This window comes from Pectobacterium sp. PL64 (genome assembly GCF_022477975.1).
In the GTDB taxonomy this organism is placed as follows: Bacteria; Pseudomonadota; Gammaproteobacteria; order Enterobacterales; family Enterobacteriaceae; genus Pectobacterium; species Pectobacterium jejuense.
This window is the reverse complement of record NZ_CP092070.1, coordinates 671,256-694,760: the sequence shown is the minus strand read 5'-3', so window position 1 is coordinate 694,760 and position 23,505 is coordinate 671,256. Positions and strand designations below refer to the sequence as shown.

Here is a 23,505-nt window from a genome sequence, read left to right as displayed (position 1 = left end):
AAACCAACAACTGGTATGACCTGGTAATTAGCCTAGCAGAGGTTCGCAACCCAGAGGAAGTGCTCGACTGGGCTGCGACTGACATCACAGTTTTAAACGAGAGAGATTTCGCTCAACCAACGCCGCCCCAATTCCTGGTACCTCAGTTAATTGATCGATCTGGGTAAAAGGACCATTTTGCTCACGATAGGTAACGATCGCTTCCGCCTTTTTAAGGCCAACACCATTCATTATTTCAGCCAAATCAGCGGCGCTTGCTGCATTAATGCTTACCTTATCCTCATCACCATCAGGCAGCGTTGCTTTTTCCGCTTTCTGATCTGCTGGCGCAGACTTCACCGCTGTTGCCGTACTGTCGGCGGCTTTAGGTGCCGCTTGACTCAGTAATGGCAACCCAGACAAGCTCATCCCAATGATTAAGCACAGTGCTTTTATTCCTGATTTTTTCATGCTGTTTCCTCCTTGTGTGTGACAGCACGGCTACCTTGCCGCAGACCCATCAACACCGCAAACAGCAGAATTTAAATGTGGAAAAGGCCGCGAAAGCGGCCTTTTGTTGTTGCAACGATTTGCAAATTTTTGCGGAGCTTATTGCTGTTCTTGCGCCGCATTGCCCATCTTGATTTTCGCTTCACTACGCAAGCTGGACAGCAGAGAATCAAACAGCGCGCCCAGAGAACCTTGCTGAACCTGGCTAGCAAACTGTGTTTTCTGCTCATCGTTTAGCTGATGTGGCGTCACGCTATCCAGCGCGACCAGCACGACATTACCGGCTTGATCCTGAGTAATCGCATAAGATGGCTTATCTTTCTCTGGATGCGGCATAGCAAAGATTGCCTCAGCCGTTGCATCACCCTGAGAGATAGAAGACATCGTTTTTGCCTCACCAAAGCTCAGACCCGCAGCTTTAAGCGCATCATCTTTACCTTGCTTCAGCTCAGCCAGAATTTTTTCAGCATCTACACGAGTCTGCTGTTCAGCCTTCTGACGTTTCAGCGTCTCTACGATCTCGGTACGAACCTGATCCAGAGGGCGAGTACTTTCAGGCTTGTGCTCAGTGATACGCAGAACGAAAGCACGATCGCCGTCGACGTTAATCACATCAGAGTTGTTGCCCGCAGCACCATTCTCGCCCAGCAGCGCACCGCTAAAGATAGCCTGCGTTACCGGTTGGAAGTTCAGCGCAGCAGGAACTTTCTCACGCGTAAACCACTCGGTCTGCGTTGCTTTCACACCGGCAGCTTCTTCTGCTGAAGCCAGAGACTCGTTGTCATTGCTGGCCGCTTCGCTGACTTTTTGTTGCAGCGCATAGTAGCCATCCTGCGCTTTCTCGTGCTTCACTTTCTCAGCGATCTCGGCACGCACTTCGCTCAGCGGTTTGACCTGCTGCGGCTGAACATCATCCAGACGCACAATCAGATAGCCAACAGAGGATTTAATCGCTGCGGAAACCTGACCTTTCTCTGTCAGTTTTGCCTGCTTCAGCTCATCAATCATGCTGTTTTCGTCCATCCATCCCAGATCGCCGCCGTTGCGGCGCGAGATAACGTCCGTTGATTTTTCTTTCGCCAGCGTAGCGAAATCACCGCCTTGCTTCAGCGCATCCAGAATAGACGCGGCATCGGCCTCATTCTTCACCTGAATAACGCTGAATTTCTTGCGCTCAGGTTGAGAATAGTCGCTCTTATTCTGTTCGTAGAAATCGTTGATGGCAGCATCGTCAACTTTCACGCCGTCCATGATGCTTGCCGCATCCAGCGTGATATAGCTGACTTTGAATTCTTCCGGTGCGATGAAATTCCCTTTGTTTTGATCGTAATAACTCTGGATCTCATCGTCAGCAACCGTCTGCGCTTTCGCCTTGGCAGCAATATCAATGGTTGCGACACGGACAACGCGATCTTGTGCAGCCAGTTTCACCAGGTTATCGATCTCCTGCGGCAGCAGGAATGCGGTATTCCCAAAGCCGCGAATCAGTTGCTGTGAAGTCAGTTGCTTACGCAGCATCTGAGCATACATATCCGGCGTTACGCCAAGGCGACGAACCTGATCCAGATACTTTTCATTATCAAAACGGTTGTTGGTCTGAAACGCGGGAACGTCAAAGATCGCCTGTTTGATTTGCTCATCACTGATGTTCAGTCCCAGCTTGTTGGCATACTGATCCAGCAAGGTTTCATCAATGAGTTGGGAGAGTGCTTGCCTACGCAATTGCTGCATGTAGCCGTCATTACTCGCCAGAAGAGAGAAATTCTCCCCCAAGGTTTCCTGCTGACGACTGCGTTCGTTCTGTACCGCCTGCTCAAGCTGTGCGCGGGTAATTTCCTGCCCGTTCACCTTTGCAGCGTAATCTCCTGAACCACCAATAAGATAATCACCAACGCCAGTTAGAACGAATGATGCGATGATCAAAGCAAGAATAATTTTGAGCACGACGTTATTCGCGGCCGTACGTAAATTGTCCATCATAATGTGACAACACTCCGCTGTAGAATGGATAAAACTCCCTGCGCTGGCCGGAGCCATGCATCCTTGCGATTGCTATAGCCCAATACAAGGCTAGGGCGCACTTAAGCTTATTGCCCGCCACGTCTGCCATGTGTCGGGTATGTATAGTCCTAATAAATAAAAGGCACATCATAAAATGATGCGCCTCGTATCTTACCCTACCAATATCATTGCGTCAGGTATTGTTTGGCGCCCAAAGTGGTTATCCGCCAAACCTGTGACGTAATAATCAGTTAACGGCGTCTTTCAGCGTTTTACCAGCACGGAATCCTGGTACTTTCGCCGCAGGGATACTGATTTCCTTACCAGTTTGCGGGTTACGGCCGGTACGAGCAGCACGTTCACGCACTGAGAAAGTACCAAAACCGACCAAAGCAACATCATCCCCTTCTTTCAGGGATTCGGTAACGGAACCAATAATTGCATCTAACACACGCCCTGCTGCCGCTTTGGAAATATCAGCATCTGCGGCAATTTTGTCGATCAATTGTGACTTGTTCACTCTGTCATCCCCTCTGGAATTCTCTTATCGCGCTTCAATGTCCCAAGACGCGACACGTAACTTATTATCAATGCTGTCATGCTTAGCCAGTTACGGCTAAAACTAACAGTGCTCTAACTTAGCGGTACAAAAAAAAGCTGGCAAGCACGATTTCACTCACCAGCCCTGATTTTCTCAAGGGTTTTTGCGACAGGTCACTATTTTGCCTTGGCTTTGGTCTTGGCTTTAGGCGTAGAGACCACTTGCATGCCAGAAGGCGCATTCTGCAACGCTAACGCTAACACTTCCTCAATACGTTTCACCGGGTGGATTTCCAGATCGGCAATCACGTTCTGTGGGATATCCTCCAGATCGCGCTTGTTGTCATCAGGAATCAATACCGTCTTGATACCGCCACGGTGTGCAGCCAGCAGTTTCTCTTTCAGACCACCAATCGGCAGTACCAGACCACGCAGGGTAATCTCCCCCGTCATCGCCACATCGGCACGCACCGGATTACCGGTCAAACAAGAAACCAGCGCGGTACACATCGCGATACCCGCACTCGGACCGTCTTTCGGCGTCGCACCTTCTGGAACGTGAACGTGGATATCACGCTTCTCGTAAAAATCAGCATTGATGCCTAATTTTTCCGCTCTGGCACGAACCACGGTAAGTGCAGCCTGAATCGACTCCTGCATGACTTCACCCAGTGAACCGGTATAAGTCAGCTTACCTTTGCCCGGTACGCAAGCCGTTTCAATCGTCAGCAGATCGCCGCCCACTTCCGTCCAGGCCAGTCCGGTCACCTGCCCTACGCGATTTTCATCGTCCGCACGACCATAGTCAAAGCGCTGTACCCCAAGGAAATCCTTGAGGTTATCGCCCGAAATCTGGATATGCTTAGTGGATTTATCCATCAACAGCGTTTTTACTGCTTTACGGCACAGCTTGGAGATTTCACGCTCCAGACTACGTACGCCCGCTTCACGCGTGTAATAACGGATAATGCCAACAATCGCGCTGTCTTCCACCGACAGCTCGCCATTTTTCAGCGCATTACGTTCAATCTGTTTCGGCAGCAGATGCTGTTTAGCGATATTCAGTTTTTCGTCTTCGGTATAGCCGGAAAGACGAATGACTTCCATACGGTCAAGCAACGGTGCCGGGATGTTCATGGAGTTAGACGTCGCAACAAACATCACATCGGACAGATCGTAATCGACCTCCAGATAGTGATCGTTAAACGCCACGTTCTGCTCAGGATCGAGCACTTCCAGCAAGGCAGAAGCCGGATCGCCACGCATGTCAGAAGACATCTTGTCGATCTCATCCAGCAGGAATAGCGGGTTTTTCACACCAACTTTTGCCATTTTCTGGATCAGTTTGCCCGGCATGGAACCGATATAGGTACGGCGGTGGCCGCGGATTTCCGCTTCGTCACGCACGCCACCCAGCGCCATACGCACATACTGGCGTCCGGTCGCTTTGGCGATAGACTGACCGAGCGAGGTTTTACCCACGCCAGGAGGCCCCACCAGACACAGAATCGGCCCTCTGATCTTGCTGACTCGGCTCTGTACTGCGAGATATTCGAGGATGCGTTCTTTCACGCGATCCAGACCATAGTGGTCGGTATCCAACATTTCCTGCGCTTTCAGCAAGTCTTTCTTCACTTTGCTGCGCGCATTCCACGGCACCTGCACCATCCAGTCGATATAGCTGCGCACCACCGTCGCTTCCGCTGACATCGGTGACATCATTTTCAGCTTTTGTAATTCTGCTTCGGCTTTCTCACGCGCGTCTTTCGGCATTTTCGCCGCTTCAATCTTGCGTTTTAACGCTTCGTGTTCATCCGGTGCGTCATCCATCTCACCCAGCTCTTTCTGAATGGCTTTCATTTGCTCATTCAGATAGTACTCACGCTGGCTTTTTTCCATTTGTTTCTTAACGCGGCCACGAATCCGTTTTTCTACCTGCAACAGGTCGATTTCGGATTCCATCATCGCCATCAGGTACTCCAAACGTTCAGTGATATCGAACATTTCAAGTACAGACTGCTTATCAGCCAATTTCAGCGGCATGTGCGCAGCAATGGTGTCGGCTAAACGCGCCGCATCATCAATGCTGTTCAGAGATGTCAGCACTTCCGGCGGGATCTTTTTGTTCAGCTTGATGTATCCCTCAAACTGATTGATCGCCGTGCGCATGAGCACTTCTTGCTCGCGCTCATCAATCGCTGGGGAATCAAGATATTCTGCGTGTGCAGCGAAATGCTCACCGCTGTCAGAAAGCGTCGTAATACGCGCACGCTGTAACCCTTCGACCAGCACTTTTACCGTGCCGTCCGGCAGTTTCAGCATTTGAAGAATTGAGGCTACCGTCCCTACCGAGAAAAGATCGTTAATACTTGGCTCATCCGTTGAGGCTTCTTTCTGTGCCACCAGCATGATCTTCTTATCATGATCCATTGCGGCTTCAAGGCACCGAATCGATTTCTCCCGACCAACAAACAACGGAATGACCATGTGCGGATAAACCACCACATCGCGCAATGGCAATACGGGGATTTCTATGCGTTCGGAACGCTCAGGGTTCATAGAGCTCTCTCTTAGTTTCGTTTCCGCCAGGTTATGGGAATCTCGTGAAACGCGGTTTTCACGGGTTTCATCAAATAGGTATTTGAGTATATGGGGATAAATATCTCACATTCAACGACCAGCATGCGTGTAAAAAACAAATGGGGGATAAAATCCCCCATTTTTATTTTTTGATACGGCCAAATTGATTAATTATTCGCCGGACGCCTGCTGTGTCTCAGGCTTGCCATAGATCAGCAATGGTTCAGATTGGCCCGCAATCACGGATTCATCAATGACGACTTTATCCACGCTTTCCAGCGATGGCAGGTCATACATGGTATCCAGCAGAGCAGCTTCAACGATAGAACGCAGACCACGTGCACCGGTTTTACGCGCCATCGCTTTCTTGGCAATCGCCGTCAGCGCTTCATCGCGGAATTCCAGCTCGACGCCTTCGAGATTGAACAGCGCCTGATACTGCTTGGTCAGCGCATTCTTCGGCTCACGCAGAATCTGAATCAGTGCTTCTTCGCTCAGTTCTCTCAGCGTAGCCACTACAGGCAGACGGCCGATAAACTCAGGGATCAAACCGAATTTAATCAAATCGCCCGGTTCAACCTTGCCTAACAGTTCACCTTCAGTCGCTTTATCCGAGGTGCCTTTAACCGTTGCGTTAAAGCCAATGCCGCGCCCCGTGTCGGTACGCTGCTCGATCACTTTGTCCAGGCCAGCAAACGCACCGCCGCAGATAAAGAGGATCTTGGAGGTATCAACCTGCAAGAACTCCTGCTGCGGATGCTTACGCCCACCCTGCGGTGGAACCGCGGCAATCGTACCTTCGATCAGCTTCAGCAGCGCCTGCTGCACGCCTTCACCAGATACGTCACGAGTGATCGACGGGTTGTCTGACTTACGAGAAATCTTGTCGATTTCATCGATATAGACAATGCCGCGCTGCGCTTTCTGCACATCGTAATCGCACTTCTGCAATAGCTTCTGAATGATGTTCTCGACGTCTTCACCGACGTAACCGGCTTCGGTCAACGTAGTGGCATCAGCCATGGTGAACGGAACATCCAGGAAGCGTGCCAGCGTTTCAGCCAGCAGCGTTTTACCACTACCGGTCGGACCGATCAGCAGAATGTTACTTTTACCCAGTTCGATCCCGTTGCTGCTGTCACCATTACGCAAGCGTTTATAGTGGTTATATACCGCAACGGCCAATACCTTCTTGGCCTGCTCTTGGCCGATAACGTAATCGTCAAGGTGGCGGCGAATTTCGTGTGGCGTCGGCAACGCACTGCGCTCACGGTGGGGCGCCACTTCCTTAATTTCTTCGCGAATAATGTCGTTACACAAGTCAACACATTCATCGCAGATATACACCGACGGCCCGGCAATCAGCTTACGCACTTCATGCTGGCTTTTGCCGCAAAAAGAGCAGTACAGTAACTTTCCTGAACCGTCTTTGCGCTTATCTGTCATGAGTTAAACCTCTTTTTCGTCTTTTGCCCGCAGGCCAACCACAGCGATACCGCTACAACGAACGCCGATACTTATAGCCAATACGCGTAAAACAACCTCGCACAACAGACTATCGGTCGAACACTGATTTTTAGCTACACCAGACCGCTACGATGGCGAATGATTACCCGCGGTTAGTGAATACGGAGTCTACCAAACCGTAGTCTACTGCCTCACTGGCAGAGAGGAAACGATCGCGCTCGGTGTCTCTCTCTATCGCTTCAAGAGGCTGACCCGTATGTTTCGCCATCAGCTCATTCATCTTGGCTTTCACTTTCAGTATTTCTTTGGCATGGATTTCAATATCCGTTGCCTGCCCTTGGAAGCCGCCCAACGGCTGGTGAATCATGACTCGCGAGTTAGGCAAGCAAATACGTTTGCCTTTGGCCCCAGAGGCCAGCAGGAACGCGCCCATGGAACAGGCCTGTCCCATACAGATCGTGCTGACATCCGGCTTGATAAACTGCATGGTGTCATAGATGGACATACCGGCAGTAATAACGCCACCTGGAGAGTTAATGTACAGATAAATGTCTTTTTCTGGGTTTTCGGCTTCCAGAAACAGCATCTGTGCCACAACCAGGTTCGCCATGTGATCTTCGACCTGACCAGTCAGGAAGATTATCCGTTCTTTTAGCAGACGGGAATAGATATCGTAAGAACGTTCCCCACGCGAGGTCTGTTCAACCACCATCGGCACTAATGCCATATGAGGTGCTTGTCTTTCTTGTTCGCCACTGTATGACATTCACGTCTCCTAGATAAAATGCGTCCGGCACTCTTAGCGTTGTTCAATCATTGCGCTGTTCAATCATAGTATTACTCAATTCTACTAGAGATAGAGAGGGATGACTATGGAACCCTGCCCCACCCCAGTTGAACAACCCATACGGCCGGGAATCCTTACCTGCTGTGCCCACTTTTCCTCTTCAGTGAGTGGGGGCACACGCATTGTATTTCAAGCTTACACTATCAATCGTTCTCTATTAAAGAGCCAATTATTTTATTCTTAACACGTTATCGGCACGGCAACATTGTGGTTTAACTCGTTGCCTGACCTAACAAATTCTCTACCTGAGTTAATAATAGTGCAATTTCAGGCGACCATATCTCGTCGATTCACTGGCGGAGGCGCTAAACGCCGGAGTTAAGTACTGCCTAAACGAAAATCATCAATATTGCGAACGCTACAAGCAAAAAGCCCGCGCCATAAGGCACGGGCTTTTGATAGGGAAGTATCCCCCGCTACGCAATAAACAATGTTGATATCAACAAGGTTTATGCCGTAGTCGTTTGATTCATCAGTTCGTTGAAGCTTACTGATTTCTCAACAACTTTCGCTTTAGCAAGTACGGTTTCTACCGCTTGCTCTTCCAGAGCAACGTTACGCATGTTGTTCAGCAGCTCTTTGTTTTTGCTGTAGAACTCGATAACTTCCTGCGGATCTTCGTAAGCAGAAGCCATCTCTTCGATTAGCGCATTAACGCGTGCTTCGTCAGCTTTCAGCTCATTGGTGCTGATCACTTCGCCCAGCAACAGACCGATAACAACACGGCGTTTAGCTTGCTCTTCGAACAGCTCACGCGGTAATTCCTGCGCTTGCTTCTCGTTGCCGCCAAAACGCTGTGCAGCCTGACGGCGCAGAACGTCGATTTCGCCATCGATCAGTGCAACTGGCACATCGATTTCGTTAGCGTTGATCAGTCCGTCCAGAACCTGAGTTTTCACACGGTTACGCACCGCGCCTTTCAGCTCACGTTCCATATTTTTACGAACTTCAGCACGCAGACCTTCCTGAGAACCATCAGCCACGCCGAAACGTTTGATGAATTCTTCAGTCAGTTCAGGCAGCTCACGCTCTTCAACTTTCTTCAGGACGATAGCGAACTGAGCCGCTTTTCCTTTCAGGTTTTCAGCGTGGTAATCTTCTGGGAAGTTCACGTCGATAGTGAATTCTTCACCGGCTTTGTGTCCAACGATGCCATCTTCAAAGCCTGGGATCATGCGGTTCTGGCCCATTGCCAGAACGAAGTCGGACGCTTTTCCGCCTTCAAAGACTTCACCGTCGATAGAGCCAGTGAAATCGATCGTTGCACGATCTTCCGCTGCCGCAGCGCGGTCGGTTTCTTTCCAGGTTGCCTGTTGCTTACGCAGCGTGTCCAGCATGGTATCAACGTCAGCATCAGTCACTTCAACAACCGGTTTTTCAACTTCGATCGCATCCAGACCTTTCAGTTCGATTTCCGGGTACACGTCAAACTCAACAGAGTAAGTGAAGTCGCCGCCTACAGCATATTCGCCAGGGATATAGTTAGGCGCGCCAACCGGATTAATTTTTTCTTTGATGATCGCGTCAACAAAGTTGCGCTGCATCAGGTCACCCAATACGTCCTGACGCACGGAGGCACCATAACGCTGAGCAACAACATTCATCGGCACTTTGCCTTTACGAAAACCGTCAATACGTACTTTTTTGGCCGCGTTGACCAGCTCGCTCTTCACCGCACTCTCAATGATGTCAGCAGCAACGGTAATCGTTACGCGACGTCCCAGACCTTGAGTGGTTTCAACTGAAACTTGCATCTTGTTACCTCAAAAAATCACAGTGATCGGTCAACCCCAAAACTATTCTCGCGACGAAAACTCTCACGACAGCAGGGCTGATTCAGCGCTGGCACCAAGGCGCACAGGCTTAAATAAACCTCGCAGAACCGGGAAATTGCCAACCCCGTCCCTGTAGTCAGAAGCGTCCCGAATACATTCAGGAAAAATAGACGCAGCATTATAGCGATATAGAGGGGATGAGTCGAGAACGGCGGGCAGACTATTACAGCAACAGATTCACACTTTTGTCAGTAACCCGCCCCGATATGTCAGGAACGGGCCATATTAATGACTTAAGAAAGGATGCCAGCGCCACCACAAGGCGGTGAAGAAGGTACGGCATTTTGCAAGCTGACCCACTCTTTTGTCGAATAGGTATGTAACGCTAACGCATGCACCGAACCTGCCAGTTCCTCAGCCAGTACGGCATAGACTGCGCGATGCCGCCCAATCACACGTTCGCCCGTGAATTTATCGCTGACCAGCACAACTTTAAAATGACTTTCCGCTCCCGCAGGCACGTTGTGGCGATAGCTCTCATCAGTCACTTCTAAATGAACGGGTTCAAAACCCACACGCAGCTTTTCTTCTATCGTTTCACGCATCATACAACTACCCTTTCGGCTTGGGGAAAATGTGATATCAACGCGACATTGCTGTCATTCACCGATGTCCGAATCAGTATAACCTTAGCGTTTTTTCAATCTGTTATGCGTCAGGGCGGCATAACTAAAGAAGAAAAAGGGTCGCGAAGGGTGGATATATCATCGGCGGTATTGATGTGATAAAAACGTTTTTCCGGGTCAACGGCATGAAAAAGATGAATTTCAGGACAATTTACCTGCTATCGGCTCTTTTTCCTGCCTGTGGCGATGATATGATATCAACAATATTTGTCAGCTCACCACACTAATCATTACTGAGAAAATACGAATGTTAAAAAAATTATTTTTCCCTCTTCTGGCCGTCATTCTGCTTGCAGGATGTGCAGCAAAAAGCAACACGCTGAACATCACCCCCAAAATCAGCGTGCCTTCCCAGGACCCAACGCTGATGGGCGTAACGATTAGTATCAATGGTGCAGACCAACGCGCCGATCAGGCTCTGGCGAAAGTGAATCGCGATGGCCAACTGATTACGCTGACGCCTTCTCGCGATCTGCGTTTCCTGTTGCAAGAAGCGCTGGAGAAACAAATGACCGCGCGTGGTTACATGATCGGTACTGGTGGCCCAGTAGCTTTGCAGATCGTGGTTAACCACCTGTACGCCGATGTCTCCGAAGGCAACCTGCGCTACAACATCACCACCAAAGCGGATATCTCCATCATTTCTCAGGCGGCAAATGGCAACAAGCAGGTGAAGAACTACCGCTCAACCTATAACGTTCAGGGCGCGTTTACTGCCAATAATGAGAACATTACCAATGCCGTTAACACGGTGTTAGGCGATGTCATCAACGACATGGCGCAAGACACAACCGTAAGTAGCTTTATCAAAGAAAACGCCCGTTAATTTCTGTACGCCGCTTCCCTTGCTCCTGAACGCTCACGGAGCAAGGGAAAGGACTCTTCATGTTTAGTCGCATCATTGCTTTGTTCAGCCAACGTAATTCGCTTTTTATGCTGTTGCTTGGCTTCGCTTCCGGTTTACCACTGGCATTGACATCCGGCACATTGCAAGCCTGGATGACCGTCGAGAATGTCGATCTGAAAACCATTGGGTTCTTCTCTTTGGTTGGTCAAGCCTACGTATTCAAGTTCCTGTGGTCTCCGCTGATGGACCGCTACACCCCACCATTTCTCGGCCGACGCCGCGGCTGGCTGATACTCAGTCAACTTCTGCTGATTACTGCCATTATTGGTATGGGATTTATGAACCCGGCTCGCGATCTCTGGTGGCTGGCTGCGCTGGCGGTTCTGGTTGCGTTCTGCTCCGCGTCTCAGGACATTGTTTTTGATGCTTATAAGACGGATTTACTTCCCCCAGAAGAACGCGGTACGGGCGCAGCCACCTCGGTATTAGGTTATCGTTTGGCGATGCTGGTTTCAGGCGGACTGGCGCTGTGGATGGCCGATCGCTATTTCGGCTGGCAGGCCACCTATTGGTTAATGGCAGGACTCATGCTAATCGGTGTGTTCGCGACCCTGTTCGCACCGGAACCACTGAATAGCCAGCCAGCGCCGCGCAGTATGGAGCAAGCGATTGTTGCCCCCCTGCGAGATTTCTTCGCACGCAACAACGCCTGGCTCATTCTTCTGCTTATCGTGTTATACAAGCTCGGTGACGCCTTTGCGGTCAGCCTGACGACAACCTTCCTGATACGCGGCGTTGGTTTCAATGCTGGTGATGTCGGGCTGGTTAATAAGACGCTTGGACTCTTCGCCACCATCGTGGGAGCCATTTACGGCGGATTATTGATGCAGCGGCTCTCCTTGTTCAGAGCGCTGATGCTGTTTGGTATTCTTCAGGCCGTGTCTAACGCGGGGTACTGGCTGCTGGCTATCACTGCCAAAAATCTGTTCACCATGGCTACCGCTGTTTTTCTGGAAAATCTCTGCGGCGGTATGGGGACAGCAGCATTCGTCGCACTATTGATGACGCTGTGTAATAAGTCGTTCTCAGCCACACAGTTTGCTCTGCTTTCCGCCCTTGCCGCCGTCGGACGGGTTTACGTTGGCCCTATCGCAGGCTGGTTTGTCGAATCCTACGGCTGGGCATGGTTCTATCTGTTCTCGATTTTGGCCGCATTACCGGGCCTGGCCATCCTGATGATTTGCCGTGAGACGCTGGAATTCACCCAGAAAACCGACACCTTTCAGTTGCGTACACACTTCCAAAATTATTACAGGAAGGCCTTACATGTGTTGGGATTGGGGGTGCTCGTGCTGGCATTGTGGCTCATGCTGCTGATCAGCAATGCGCTGGAATGGTCCTCACTGCCAGAGCTGGCAGAATACCTGCTCGCCGCAGGCGGCGCACTCGTTCTGCTGGGCATTTTCGTCGGTAGCTTGTTGGATTACCTGTCACTCAGGCGGGCGTCAAAACCGTCAGTACACTGACTACTATTCGTTCAGGCAGTGCTCATCTGCTGCCTGAATCTATTACATCGTTCCTTTATTTAATTATTTTTCCCATAATTATCTTGCTAGCGGGAATTTTATTTCCTCGTAAAATCCGTCAGAACTAATTTCATTTGTCATCAAAAACGCAGATTGAACAAAAATTTTCACTAAATCGGAAATAGAAAATAAGCGTTACGATGAGTTGTAATTTCTTATTATCCATCCATACTCTTATCGGGGTGGCCTCTTAATTTGCTGTTTTTCAATACCATTTTTATTTTGGCTATCTTTGTGACATTAAGGGCAAAAAACAGCAACAAACGGCTGACATAACCTTAATCATGTTTACAGTACAGTAACCTTCCCGTAAAATGCCCGCTCGCGTAAAATGACAATAGAGCCCTTGTTATTGAGGTCGCTAGATGAGACTCAAGAAATACAATACAATTTTTGGGATGCTGTCTTTATTTGCAGCCACTGCTCTACTGAGCGGTTGCGATATGGCGCTGATGAACCCCAAAGGAGAGATCGGGTTAGAGCAAAGATCGTTAATACTGACTGCCATCGGGCTGATGTTGATCGTTGTGATTCCCGTTATCGTTATGACGATAGCTTTTGCCTGGAAGTTCCGTGCTTCCAATGAAAAGGCAAAATATACCCCGAACTGGTCACACTCCAATAAGATAGAAGCAGTAGTTTGGACTGTACCAATTATCATTATCGTCATTCTTGGCACGATTACCTGGAAGACGACCCACTCGCTTGATCCCTATAAGCCACTGGTGTCAGACGTCAAACCTATCAATGTCGAAGTTGTTTCGCTTGACTGGAAATGGCTGTTTGTTTACCCGGATCTGGGTATCGCGACGGTTAACGAACTGGCTTTCCCTGCCAACGTACCTGTTGCGTTCAAGATTACATCCGACTCCGTGATGAACTCCTTCTTCATCCCTCGTCTTGGCGGACAGATCTATGCCATGGCCGGAATGCAGACGAAGCTCCACCTGATCGCTAACGAACCGGGCAAATATGACGGTATCTCTGGCGGCTATAGTGGTAAAGGCTTCTCTGGTATGAAGTTCACCGCAATTGCTACGCCAACTCAACAAGAGTTCGACCAGTGGGTTGCGAACGTTCGGTCGTCCCCTAAGACACTGAATACCACGGATGAATTCAACGCTTTGGCTAAACCAAGTGAATTCCATCCTGTCGAGTACTTCTCCAGTGTCCAGCCGGATTTGTTTAATAATATTATTCGCAAATTCACAGGCAGCGACATGAACATGCAACATCATGGTGAAGGCATGAAGCCCGACGAAAACATGCAACACGGTGAGGGTATGAACATGGGCGAGCATAGCTCGCACAAAGGAGCCGAGGGATAATACGATGTTCGGAAAACTTACACTCGATGCGGTTCCGTATCACGAACCCATTATTATGGTCACCGTGGCGGCGATCATCGTTGGCGGCCTTGGGCTGCTGGCGGCAATAACCTATTTCGGTAAGTGGAAATGGCTGTGGGCCGAATGGTTCACCTCCGTAGACCACAAGAAAATCGGTATCATGTACATCATCGTCGGTCTGGTGATGATGATACGTGGTTTTGCCGATGCCATCATGATGCGTGGCCAGCAGGTGCTGGCCTCTGCCGGGCAAGAAGGCTTCCTAAACGCTCACCACTACGATCAGATTTTCACCGCGCACGGTGTCATCATGATCTTCTTTGTGGCGACACCGTTTGTCGTTGGTCTGATGAACCTTGCGGTTCCTTTGCAGATCGGTGCGCGTGACGTTGCTTTCCCCTTCCTGAACTCCCTCAGCTTCTGGCTGTTTGTTGTCGGCGTTATCTTGATCAACCTCTCTCTTGGGGTCGGCGAGTTCGCACAGACGGGTTGGGTGGCGTATCCGCCGCTGTCAGGGAAGGAGTACAGTCCCGGCGTCGGGGTCGATTACTGGATATGGAGTCTACAGATATCCGGTATCGGTACTACGCTGACGGGTGTTAACTTCTTCGCTACCATTCTGAAGATGCGTGCGCCTGGCATGACGCTGATGAAAATGCCAGTATTTACCTGGACAGCACTGTGTACCAACGTGCTGATCATCGCCGCATTCCCGATATTGACCGTTACCATTGCGCTGCTGACGCTTGATCGTTACCTCGGCACCCATTTCTTTACCAATGATATGGGTGGCAACATGATGATGTACATCAACCTGATTTGGGCATGGGGTCATCCTGAGGTTTACATTCTGGTGCTACCGATCTTTGGTGTTTACTCCGAAGTGGTTGCCACCTTCTGTAGGAAACGTCTGTTTGGCTACACCTCACTGGTATGGGCAACCATTGCGATTACGGTTCTGTCGTTCATCGTTTGGCTGCACCACTTCTTTACCATGGGGTCCGGCGCGAACGTCAACGCCTTCTTTGGTATAGCCACCATGATTATTTCAATCCCGACTGGGGTTAAAATCTTCAACTGGCTGTTCACCATGTATCAAGGCCGTATCCAATCCCACTCTACGATGCTGTGGACCACAGGCTTCATCATCACCTTCACCATCGGTGGGATGACCGGGGTTCTGCTGGCCGTACCGGGCGCGAACTTTGTCCTGCACAACAGCCTGTTCCTGATTGCTCACTTCCATAACGTGATCATCGGCGGCGTGGTGTTCGGTTGCTTCGCGGGTATTACTTACTGGTTCCCGAAAGCCTTTGGCTTCACCCTGAACGAAACCTGGGGTAAGCGCGCGTTCTGGTTCTGGATTATCGGCTTCTTCGTTGCATTTATGCCGCTGTACGTCCTCGGCTTCATGGGGATGACGCGTCGTCTGAGCCAGCAAATCAACCCTGAATTCCACGCCTTACTGGTCGTGGCTTCCATCGGTGCGGTCTTGATCGGTATCGGTGTGCTGTGTCAGGTTATCCAGTTCTACGTCAGTATCCGTGACCGTCACCAGAACCGTGACCTGACGGGCGATCCGTGGGGTGGACGTACGCTGGAGTGGGCAACCTCTTCTCCTGCGCCGTTCTACAACTTCGCTGTCGTGCCGCATGTTGACGAGCGTGATGCGTTCTGGGAAGCGAAAGAGAAAGGTGAGGCTTACAAGCGACCTGCCAGCTATGAAGAGATTCACATGCCGAAGAACACCGGCGCCGGTGTGATTATCTCCGCATTCAGCCTGGTATTCGGTTTTGCCATGATCTGGCATATCTGGTGGCTGGCCATCGCTGGCTTCGCTGGCATGATTGTGACCTGGATTGTGCATAGCTTTAATCAAGACGTGGATTACTACGTGCCGGTTAAAGAAATTGAGCAAATTGAGAATCAGAATTTTGATCAACTCAGTAAGGCAGGCGTGAAACATGTCAACTGAAACTCTGACTAACCACAATACTGCCCATGCCGAGCATGGGCACCACGACGCAGGAGCCAACAAAGTATTCGGCTTCTGGGTCTACCTGATGAGCGACCTGATCATTTTCGGGTCACTGTTCGCAACCTATGCGGTACTGGTTAACGGTACTGCGGGTGGCCCAACCGGGAAAGAGCTTTTCCAACTGCCTTTCGTGCTGGTGGAAACGTTCGCGCTGTTGTTCAGTAGTATTACCTACGGCATGGCGATGATCGCCATGAACAAGGGCAACAAATCTCAGGTTAATACCTGGTTAGGCGTGACCTTCCTGTTCGGTCTGGTGTTTATCGGGATGGAAATCTATGAATTCCATCACCTGATCGCTGAAGGCTATGGCCCGGATCGCAGCGCGTTCCTGTCTGCCTTCTTCGCACTGGTCGGCACCCACGGGCTGCACGTAACTGGCGGTCTGATTTGGTTGGTCATCATGATGATTCAGGTCTCTAAACGTGGCCTGACTGCAACCAACAAAACACGTCTGATGTGTCTGAGTCTGTTCTGGCACTTCCTCGACGTGGTATGGATCTGTGTCTTCACCGTTGTTTATCTGCTGGGGGCAATGTAATGAGTCATTCAACAACCGATCATGCAGGTGCCAGCCACGGCAGCGTGAAGTCATATGTGATAGGTTTTGTTCTGTCTGTAATTTTGACAGTGATTCCTTTCAGTATGGTCATGAGCGGCACAGCCTCACATAGCGCCATTCTTTTCACAGTGGTGGGATGTGCAGTGGTTCAGATTCTGGTACATCTGGTGTACTTCCTGCACCTGAATACGTCCTCAGAAGAGCGCTGGAACGTGGTGGCTCTTGTGTTTGCCGTCCTGATTATCGCTATTGTCGTCGTGGGCTCCATCTGGATTATGATGAGCGCACACCACAATATGATGATCCAGTAACAGAGCCGTAAAAGATGATTAAGCAATACCTGCAAGTTACTAAACCAGGAATTATTTTCGGAAATCTGATTTCCGTTATCGGTGGATTTCTCCTTGCGGCCCAAGGCCGCATTGATTATCCCCTGTTTTTCGCCACCCTCGTGGGTGTGTCGTTCGTCGTTGCATCTGGCTGCGTGTTTAACAACGTCATTGACCGCGACATCGACAAGAAAATGGAGAGAACCAAAAATCGGGTTCTGGTAAAGGGACTGATTTCGCTGAAGGTAACGCTGGTTTACGCATCGCTGTTAGGTATTGCGGGCTTTGCTCTGCTCTACATCGCGGCTAATCCGCTGGCCATGTGGCTGGCGGTGATGGGCTTCGTCGTGTATGTCGGTGTGTATAGCCTGTACATGAAGCGGCATTCTGTTTATGGCACGCTGATTGGCAGCCTGTCGGGCGCGGCACCACCGGTTATCGGTTACTGTGCCGTCAGCAACCAGTTCGACGCTGGCGCGTTGATTCTGCTGCTGATCTTTAGCCTGTGGCAGATGCCGCATTCATACGCGATTGCGATTTTCCGCTTCAAGGATTATCAGGCCGCCAACATCCCGGTACTGCCTGTTGTGAAAGGTATCTCCGTTGCGAAACACCACATCACGTTGTACATCGTGGCGTTTGCGGTAGCGACCCTGATGCTGTCTCTCGGCGGCTATGCTGGCTATAAATATCTGATCGTTGCCGCAGCAGTTAGCGTCTGGTGGTTGGGTATGGCGCTGTCAGGCTATAAAAATGCGATTGATGACCGTGTATGGGCAAGAAAACTGTTTGTTTTCTCGATTGTCGCGATTACCTCACTGAGCGTCATGATGTCCGTGGACTCAATGGCACCAGCGCATGAAATCATGCTGACCTACCTGCGTTAATCACAAGCAGCGTTACATGCATTAATAAAAACAGGTGGCTTGTCCGCCTGTTTTTTTATGTCGTATTTTCTGCACGCCCCCTTCACGGCCGTCACAAGCAATGTTGGAAAACGCTCCCTGCGTTTTTTTATGTCGAGCTTCCTGCTCTCCCCCCTTCGGGCCGTCGCAAAAGCGACGTTGAAAAACGCTCCCTGCGTTTTTTTATGTCGAGCCTCCTGCTCTCCCCCCTTCGGGCAGTCGCAAAAGCGACGTTGAAAAACGCTCCCTGCGTTTTTTTTCTTTCCTCCCCTACTTTTTCCTCCGCCAAATCACGTAACAAACCTATCGTTTACTGTCTGACCAAGAACACACTAAAATAGGGCAATTGCTTTTCAGAGGTACACATGAACGATAATAAAATGACCCCAGGCGAATTACGCGCCACATGGGGCTTGGGAGCCGTTTTTTCACTACGCATGCTTGGCATGTTTATGGTGTTGCCCGTCCTGACAACTTACGGCATGGCCTTACAGGGTGCCAGTGAAGCGCTGATCGGTATTGCAATTGGCATTTATGGCCTGATGCAGGCTATTTTCCAGATTCCCTTCGGCCTGGTCTCTGACCGCATCGGCAGAAAACCCCTGATCGTAGGGGGGCTGCTGATTTTTGCGCTCGGTAGCGTCATCGCTGCACTGAGCGACTCTATCTGGGGCATTATCCTTGGCCGGGCACTGCAAGGCGCGGGAGCCATCTCCGCTGCCGTTATGGCGCTGCTTTCCGACCTGACGCGTGAGCAGAACCGAACCAAAGCCATGGCGTTCATCGGTGTGAGCTTCGGCGTCACCTTTGCTATCGCGATGGTCGTTGGGCCTATCGTTACCCACGCCTTCGGTCTACAGGCGCTCTTCTGGGGCATCGCCCTTCTGTCACTCGCAGGTATTGTCATAACCCTGACGCTGATTCCTTCCGCACCTGAGCACGTTCTGAATCGAGAATCGGCGATGGTGCGTGGCAGTTTCCGCAAAGTGCTCAGCAATAGCCGCCTGCTGAAACTGAATATCGGCATCATGTGTCTGCATATTTTATTGATGTCGAGCTTCGTCGCCCTGCCGCGCGTAATGGAATCGGTGGGGCTGGCACCGCAGGACCATTGGAAAGTCTATCTGACCACGATGCTGATCTCTTTTGCCGGCGTCGTGCCTTTCATCATTTATGCTGAAGTGAAAAGACGCATGAAGCGGGTCTTCATCGGCTGCATCGTGGTACTGATCGCGGCAGAGGTGGTCTTATGGGCGGCGGGTAACCATCTTTGGCAAATTATCATCGGCGTACAGTTGTTCTTCCTCGCCTTCAACGTCATGGAAGCGCTGCTGCCTTCGCTGATTAGCAAGGAATCACCTGCGGGATATAAAGGCACCGCAATGGGAGTTTACTCCACCACGCAGTTTATCGGTGTAGCCATTGGCGGGAGCCTCGGCGGCGGACTGTTTGAACTTTATGGTGCCTCTGCCGTATTCATGGCTGGCGCGGCCATTGCAGCCATCTGGCTGCTCGTCAGCTTCACCATGCAAGAACCGCCTTATCTCAGCAGCCTGAGAATTACCCTGCCTGATTTAGCGCTGCGCGATAGTGAATTGGAACAGAAAATACGTACCCAACCCGGCGTTGCAGAAGTTGTCGTCGTGCCGGATGAACAGAGTGCCTATGTGAAGATCGATAACAAAAAGACCAATCGGCAGCAGTTAGAGCAGTTGGTAGGACAGAACTAAATAGAAAGGCCAGCTTTCGCTGGCCTTTTTGTTCATCGGCGGCTGACTAAAAGTATCAATCGCGGAAGTTGGTAAACTGGAACGGTTGCCCCAGATTCCCGCCGCGAATCAACGCCATCACACCCTGCAAATCATCGCGTGATTTACCGGTGACGCGAACCTGTTCACCCTGAATCTGCGCCTGCACTTTCAGTTTGCTGTCTTTGATCAGCTTGACGATTTTCTTCGCCTGCGTGGTCTCAATGCCCTGCTTCAGCTTCGCTTCCACGCTGTACGTTTTACCGCTATGCTCGAACTCTTCCGGGACGTCTAACGCACCGCCTTCAATCCCGCGTTTCAGCAACTTTTCGCGCATAATATCAATCAGCTGTTGCACCTGAAAATCAGACTCGCTGGCCACTTTGATACTCTGTGATTTCTCATTCAGTTCAAAGCTGGCCGGAACATTACGAAAATCCCAACGGGTGCTCAGATCGCGTGTCGCATTTTCCACCGCGTTACGGACTTCCTGCATATCAATTTCCGAAACAATATCGAAAGATGGCATAATTCGCTCTCCTGACAAATTTGGCTGGCGAGCATAATAACCGCTCTTCTGCGATAAGCAAGATGCCAGATACAATCCCGATTTTTACTCGTCATCCGGCAAACAGGCCGAATAACACAAGATCGTGACATGAATGATAGCCTATGATGGCAGAACGACAGCGCCCGCATCAAATAGGGGAGACGTACATGAAAATCACCGTTCTTGGCTGTGGCGCGCTGGGTCAACTTTGGCTCGCCGCGTTACATCAGCAAGGGCATGATGTCCAGGGATGGCTGCGCATTCCGCAACCGTATTGTCCAGTCAATGTCACGATGCTGGACGGTCAGCACTGTAATCTCAACCTGACAGCGAACGACCCCGATCATCTTGCCCAAAGCGAACTTCTGCTGGTGACGCTAAAAGCCTGGCAGGTTTCCGATGCCGTTACCGTGCTGTTGCCACAGCTCAATCCACAGTGCACGATTCTGCTTTTACACAATGGGATGGGCACACGGGAAGAATTACCACTTCTGCAACAGCCGCTAGTGCTCGGTATCACCACCCACGCCGCCCGACGCGACATCAATAACGTCGTACACGTTGCGGCAGGCACAACGCATATTGGCACATTTAACGGTGACAGCAGCCAAAGCCATTTAGCTGAAGTGCTGCATCAGGCGTTGCCTGATGTGGCCTGGCACACCAACATTAGTGCCACCTGCTGGCTGAAACTGGCGGCTAACTGCGTCATCAATCCGCTGACAGTGAAATATCATTGCACCAATGGCGAGCTTTCTGCCTACCCGGAACTGATTGTGTCACTTTGTCAGGAAGTGGCCAGCGTCATGGAACGAGAAGGCTTCCACACATCGCCAGATAGCCTGCTGCTCTACGTGAACCAAATTATTCAGAACACTGCGGCAAACACTTCATCGATGTTGCAGGACATCATCGCTCAGCGGCATACCGAAATTGATTACATTACCGGGTATTTACTGCACCGTGCGCGTCTCCACGGTCTGACGCTCCCCGAAAATGCCCATCTGTTTGACTACATTAAGCAAAAGGAAAATGATTATGACCGCATCGGCACTGGTGTGTCTGGCACCTGGTAGTGAAGAAACTGAAGCCGTCACGACCATCGATTTGCTTGTCCGGGCAGGTATTCAGGTCACGCTTGCCAGCGTAGCCAGCGATGGAAATCTTGAAATCGTCTGCTCACGTGGGGTAAGGCTGCTGGCGGATGCCCCGCTGGCTACCGTCGCCGATCGGCCTTTCGATGTGCTTGTGTTACCGGGCGGCCTGCAAGGTGCGGAGTGCTTCCGCGATAGCCCAATACTGGTGGAATGCATTCGACAAGCGCATCTGGAAGGGAAAATTGTCGCCGCGATGTGTGCAACGCCTGCGCTGGTGCTGGAATATCATCAGCTGTTCCCCGTCGGAAACATGACGGGCTATCCTGCATTTAAGGATAAGATTTCGCCAGAAAAATGGATGGAAAAGCGTGTCGTCTACGATCCGCGCGTGAATCTGTTAACCACACAAGGGCCAGGCACCAGCATGGATTTCGCACTGAAGATCATCGATTTGCTGCTGGGAAAAGAAAAAGCCGCCGACGTCGCCGCACAGCTCATCCTACCGCCGGGAATTCATAACTATCGCGATTAGCGTAAATGAGAAAGGCGCTTACGCGCCTTATTCCTATTACGGACGGTATACCTTCACATTGGTAAAACCTTGCTCACGCAGATACAGCGCCTGCAAGCGGCTCATCACGCCACGCTCGCAGTAAAGCAGATAGGTTTTGCTCTGATCCAAATCGCCAAACTGCGTACCCAGCTTGTAGAACGGTAAGGATTTGATTTCGATCTGATCCAGCTCAAGCGGTTTATCGTCCTGTTCATCCGGCGCGCGGATATCCAACAGCACGTCAGTTGGCGCAAACGACGCGACCGTTTCGACTTCAACCACCTCTTGCTTGGTCTGCTCGGCGATCTCACGGATATCAATATTCCGTGCTTCACTCACCACGCGATCCAGGATAGCAAAATCAAAGTGGCCTTCTTCGGCCTCAATCTTCGCTTTCACTGCCTTCACCGTCGGGCTTTTAGAGATCACACCACAGTATTCCGGCATCGTTTTGGCGAAATCTTCCGTCCCCAGCTCACGAGCCTGTTTGATAATGTGCTCTTTATCATGAGAAATCAGCGGACGCAGAATCAGGGTATCGGAGGCATTATCGATCAAACGCAGGTTGGTCAGCGTCTGGCTAGAGACCTGCCCTAACGCTTCACCAGTCACCAACGCCTGAACACCGTAACGCTCCGCAACTTTGGAGGCCGCGCGCACCATCATGCGCTTCAGCACGACGCCCATTTGGCCGTCGTCGATCTTCTCGAGAATTTCGCCCACGACAGGTTCGAAGTCGATAGCAATAAAGCGCACCCGATGTGAGCTACCAAAGCGGTTCCACAGATAGTGTGCGACCTGTTTCACTCCAATCTCATGTGCTGCACCGCCAAGGTTGAAGAAGCAGTAATGCACACGGCATCCGCGACGCATCAACATATAGCTGGATACGCCGGAGTCGAAACCACCGGAAATCAGTGACAGCACATCTTCCTGCGTACCGATCGGGAAACCGCCAATGCCTTCATAGCGTCCTTTAATCAGCAGCAGACGGTCCTGCTCGATTTCCAGATGCACGGTGACCTGCGGTGCAGTGAGGTTGACTCGCGCCGTTTCAATGTGCTGGTTCAAACCGCCGCCGACGTAGCGTTCTACGTCCTGCGAGCTGAATTCATGCTTACCGCGGCGTTTCACTCGCACACAAAACGTCTTACCTTCCAACCGCTCACGGTACAGCGCCAGCGCTTGTTCAAAGATATTGTGCACGTCGGTATAGGCGTGATCTTCAACTTCCAGAATATGGTGAATGCCGGGAATTCTTGTCAGCGCATCACGAATCGCCTCACGCTGGCTTTCGTCTTTGGCCCGAACTTCGATATGATCCCAGTGACGGACAACCGCCAGCGTTTCATCATAGTGTTTTAATACGTTGCGAATGTTTCCGGTTAGAATCTTGATAAAGCGCAACCGCACAGATTGGCTCTTGATGGTGATTTCCGGGAACAATTTAATGATAAACTTCATGGTGGCTGTCATTACTTGGTCAGAAAGGCGTAAATAAATTTACCCTGAGCACTAAAATCACGTTATCGGTAAAATCAGCCAGAACACGGATG

The 23,505-nt window shown here is 50.7% G+C and carries 20 protein-coding genes; 10 read left to right on the top strand and 10 right to left on the bottom strand.

The window, feature by feature from the left end; all coding sequences use genetic code 11:
- Positions 1-84: 84 nt before the first annotated feature.
- The 8 genes from HP572_RS02995 to bolA form a co-directional block, all read right to left on the bottom strand.
- Positions 85-450: a helix-hairpin-helix domain-containing protein gene (locus tag HP572_RS02995; protein WP_014914531.1), complete on the bottom strand. Its 366-nt coding sequence runs from the start codon at positions 448-450 to the stop codon at positions 85-87.
- Positions 451-588: 138 nt separating this feature from the next.
- Positions 589-2,469 carry a peptidylprolyl isomerase gene (gene ppiD / locus HP572_RS02990; RefSeq protein ID WP_240584748.1) on the bottom strand — a complete coding sequence of 627 codons (1,881 nt, stop codon included), beginning with the start codon at positions 2,467-2,469 and terminating at the stop codon, positions 589-591.
- Between the two features lie 268 nt (positions 2,470-2,737).
- A complete protein-coding gene (hupB, locus tag HP572_RS02985) occupies positions 2,738-3,010 on the bottom strand; it encodes a nucleoid-associated protein HU-beta (RefSeq protein ID WP_005976031.1) in 273 nt (90 codons plus the stop codon).
- Positions 3,011-3,207: 197 nt separating this feature from the next.
- Entirely contained in the window at positions 3,208-5,589 is a 2,382-nt protein-coding gene (gene lon, locus HP572_RS02980) for an endopeptidase La (protein WP_205552797.1), read from the bottom strand.
- Between the two features lie 192 nt (positions 5,590-5,781).
- Positions 5,782-7,056: an ATP-dependent protease ATP-binding subunit ClpX gene (gene clpX / locus HP572_RS02975; RefSeq protein ID WP_205552798.1), complete on the bottom strand. Its 1,275-nt coding sequence runs from the start codon at positions 7,054-7,056 to the stop codon at positions 5,782-5,784.
- Between the two features lie 163 nt (positions 7,057-7,219).
- Positions 7,220-7,843, bottom strand: a complete 624-nt coding sequence (gene clpP / locus HP572_RS02970) for an ATP-dependent Clp endopeptidase proteolytic subunit ClpP (RefSeq protein ID WP_240584747.1) — start codon at positions 7,841-7,843, stop codon at positions 7,220-7,222.
- A 530-nt stretch (positions 7,844-8,373) separates the two neighbouring features.
- A complete protein-coding gene (tig, locus tag HP572_RS02965; RefSeq protein ID WP_010304174.1) occupies positions 8,374-9,678 on the bottom strand; it encodes a trigger factor in 1,305 nt (434 codons plus the stop codon).
- 314 nt (positions 9,679-9,992) lie between these two features.
- Entirely contained in the window at positions 9,993-10,307 is a 315-nt protein-coding gene (gene bolA / locus HP572_RS02960) for a transcriptional regulator BolA (RefSeq protein ID WP_010304170.1), read from the bottom strand.
- A gap of 325 nt (positions 10,308-10,632) precedes the next feature.
- Between bolA and HP572_RS02955 the strand changes: the two genes are divergently transcribed.
- The 8 genes from HP572_RS02955 to HP572_RS02920 all read left to right on the top strand — a co-directional run bounded on the left by HP572_RS02955 (position 10,633) and on the right by HP572_RS02920 (position 19,731).
- A complete protein-coding gene (locus HP572_RS02955) occupies positions 10,633-11,211 on the top strand; it encodes a lipoprotein (protein WP_010304166.1) in 579 nt (192 codons plus the stop codon).
- A 59-nt stretch (positions 11,212-11,270) separates the two neighbouring features.
- Positions 11,271-12,758 carry a muropeptide MFS transporter AmpG gene (gene ampG, locus HP572_RS02950; protein ID WP_240584746.1) on the top strand — a complete coding sequence of 496 codons (1,488 nt, stop codon included), beginning with the start codon at positions 11,271-11,273 and terminating at the stop codon, positions 12,756-12,758.
- A gap of 425 nt (positions 12,759-13,183) precedes the next feature.
- Entirely contained in the window at positions 13,184-14,146 is a 963-nt protein-coding gene (gene cyoA, locus HP572_RS02945; RefSeq protein ID WP_240584745.1) for a cytochrome o ubiquinol oxidase subunit II, read from the top strand.
- Positions 14,147-14,150: 4 nt separating this feature from the next.
- Positions 14,151-16,142 carry a cytochrome o ubiquinol oxidase subunit I gene (gene cyoB, locus HP572_RS02940; RefSeq protein WP_240584744.1) on the top strand — a complete coding sequence of 664 codons (1,992 nt, stop codon included), beginning with the start codon at positions 14,151-14,153 and terminating at the stop codon, positions 16,140-16,142.
- Positions 16,132-16,746 (top strand): cytochrome o ubiquinol oxidase subunit III, encoded by a 615-nt coding sequence (locus HP572_RS02935; RefSeq protein ID WP_039557136.1) that lies wholly within the window; start codon positions 16,132-16,134, stop codon positions 16,744-16,746. Before cyoB ends, HP572_RS02935 begins: the two co-directional genes overlap by 11 nt.
- On the top strand, positions 16,746-17,078 hold the full coding sequence (locus HP572_RS02930; protein ID WP_039490482.1) for a cytochrome o ubiquinol oxidase subunit IV: 333 nt from the start codon (positions 16,746-16,748) through the stop codon (positions 17,076-17,078). The genes HP572_RS02935 and HP572_RS02930 overlap by 1 nt, the downstream gene beginning before the upstream one ends.
- Before the next feature lie 14 nt (positions 17,079-17,092).
- Entirely contained in the window at positions 17,093-17,983 is an 891-nt protein-coding gene (gene cyoE, locus HP572_RS02925; protein ID WP_039557134.1) for a heme o synthase, read from the top strand.
- A 383-nt stretch (positions 17,984-18,366) separates the two neighbouring features.
- On the top strand, positions 18,367-19,731 hold the full coding sequence (locus HP572_RS02920) for an MFS transporter (protein WP_240584743.1): 1,365 nt from the start codon (positions 18,367-18,369) through the stop codon (positions 19,729-19,731).
- A gap of 55 nt (positions 19,732-19,786) precedes the next feature.
- Here the strand turns inward: HP572_RS02920 and HP572_RS02915 are convergent, their stop codons facing one another.
- Complete coding sequence (locus HP572_RS02915; protein ID WP_205552808.1) at positions 19,787-20,278, bottom strand: YajQ family cyclic di-GMP-binding protein; 492 nt, start codon at positions 20,276-20,278, stop codon at positions 19,787-19,789.
- 188 nt (positions 20,279-20,466) lie between these two features.
- Between HP572_RS02915 and panE the strand changes: the two genes are divergently transcribed.
- Together panE and yajL are read left to right on the top strand one after the other, a co-directional pair.
- The gene (gene panE, locus HP572_RS02910; RefSeq protein WP_240584742.1) at positions 20,467-21,375 is read left to right on the top strand and encodes a 2-dehydropantoate 2-reductase; all 909 of its coding nucleotides are present in this window, start codon (positions 20,467-20,469) and stop codon (positions 21,373-21,375) included.
- A complete protein-coding gene (gene yajL, locus HP572_RS02905) occupies positions 21,338-21,928 on the top strand; it encodes a protein deglycase YajL (protein ID WP_240584741.1) in 591 nt (196 codons plus the stop codon). The genes panE and yajL overlap by 38 nt, the downstream gene beginning before the upstream one ends.
- A 36-nt stretch (positions 21,929-21,964) precedes the next feature.
- Here yajL and thiI read toward each other — a convergent pair whose 3' ends face one another.
- Positions 21,965-23,413 carry a tRNA uracil 4-sulfurtransferase ThiI gene (gene thiI / locus HP572_RS02900; protein ID WP_240584740.1) on the bottom strand — a complete coding sequence of 483 codons (1,449 nt, stop codon included), beginning with the start codon at positions 23,411-23,413 and terminating at the stop codon, positions 21,965-21,967.
- Positions 23,414-23,505: the final 92 nt, after the last annotated feature.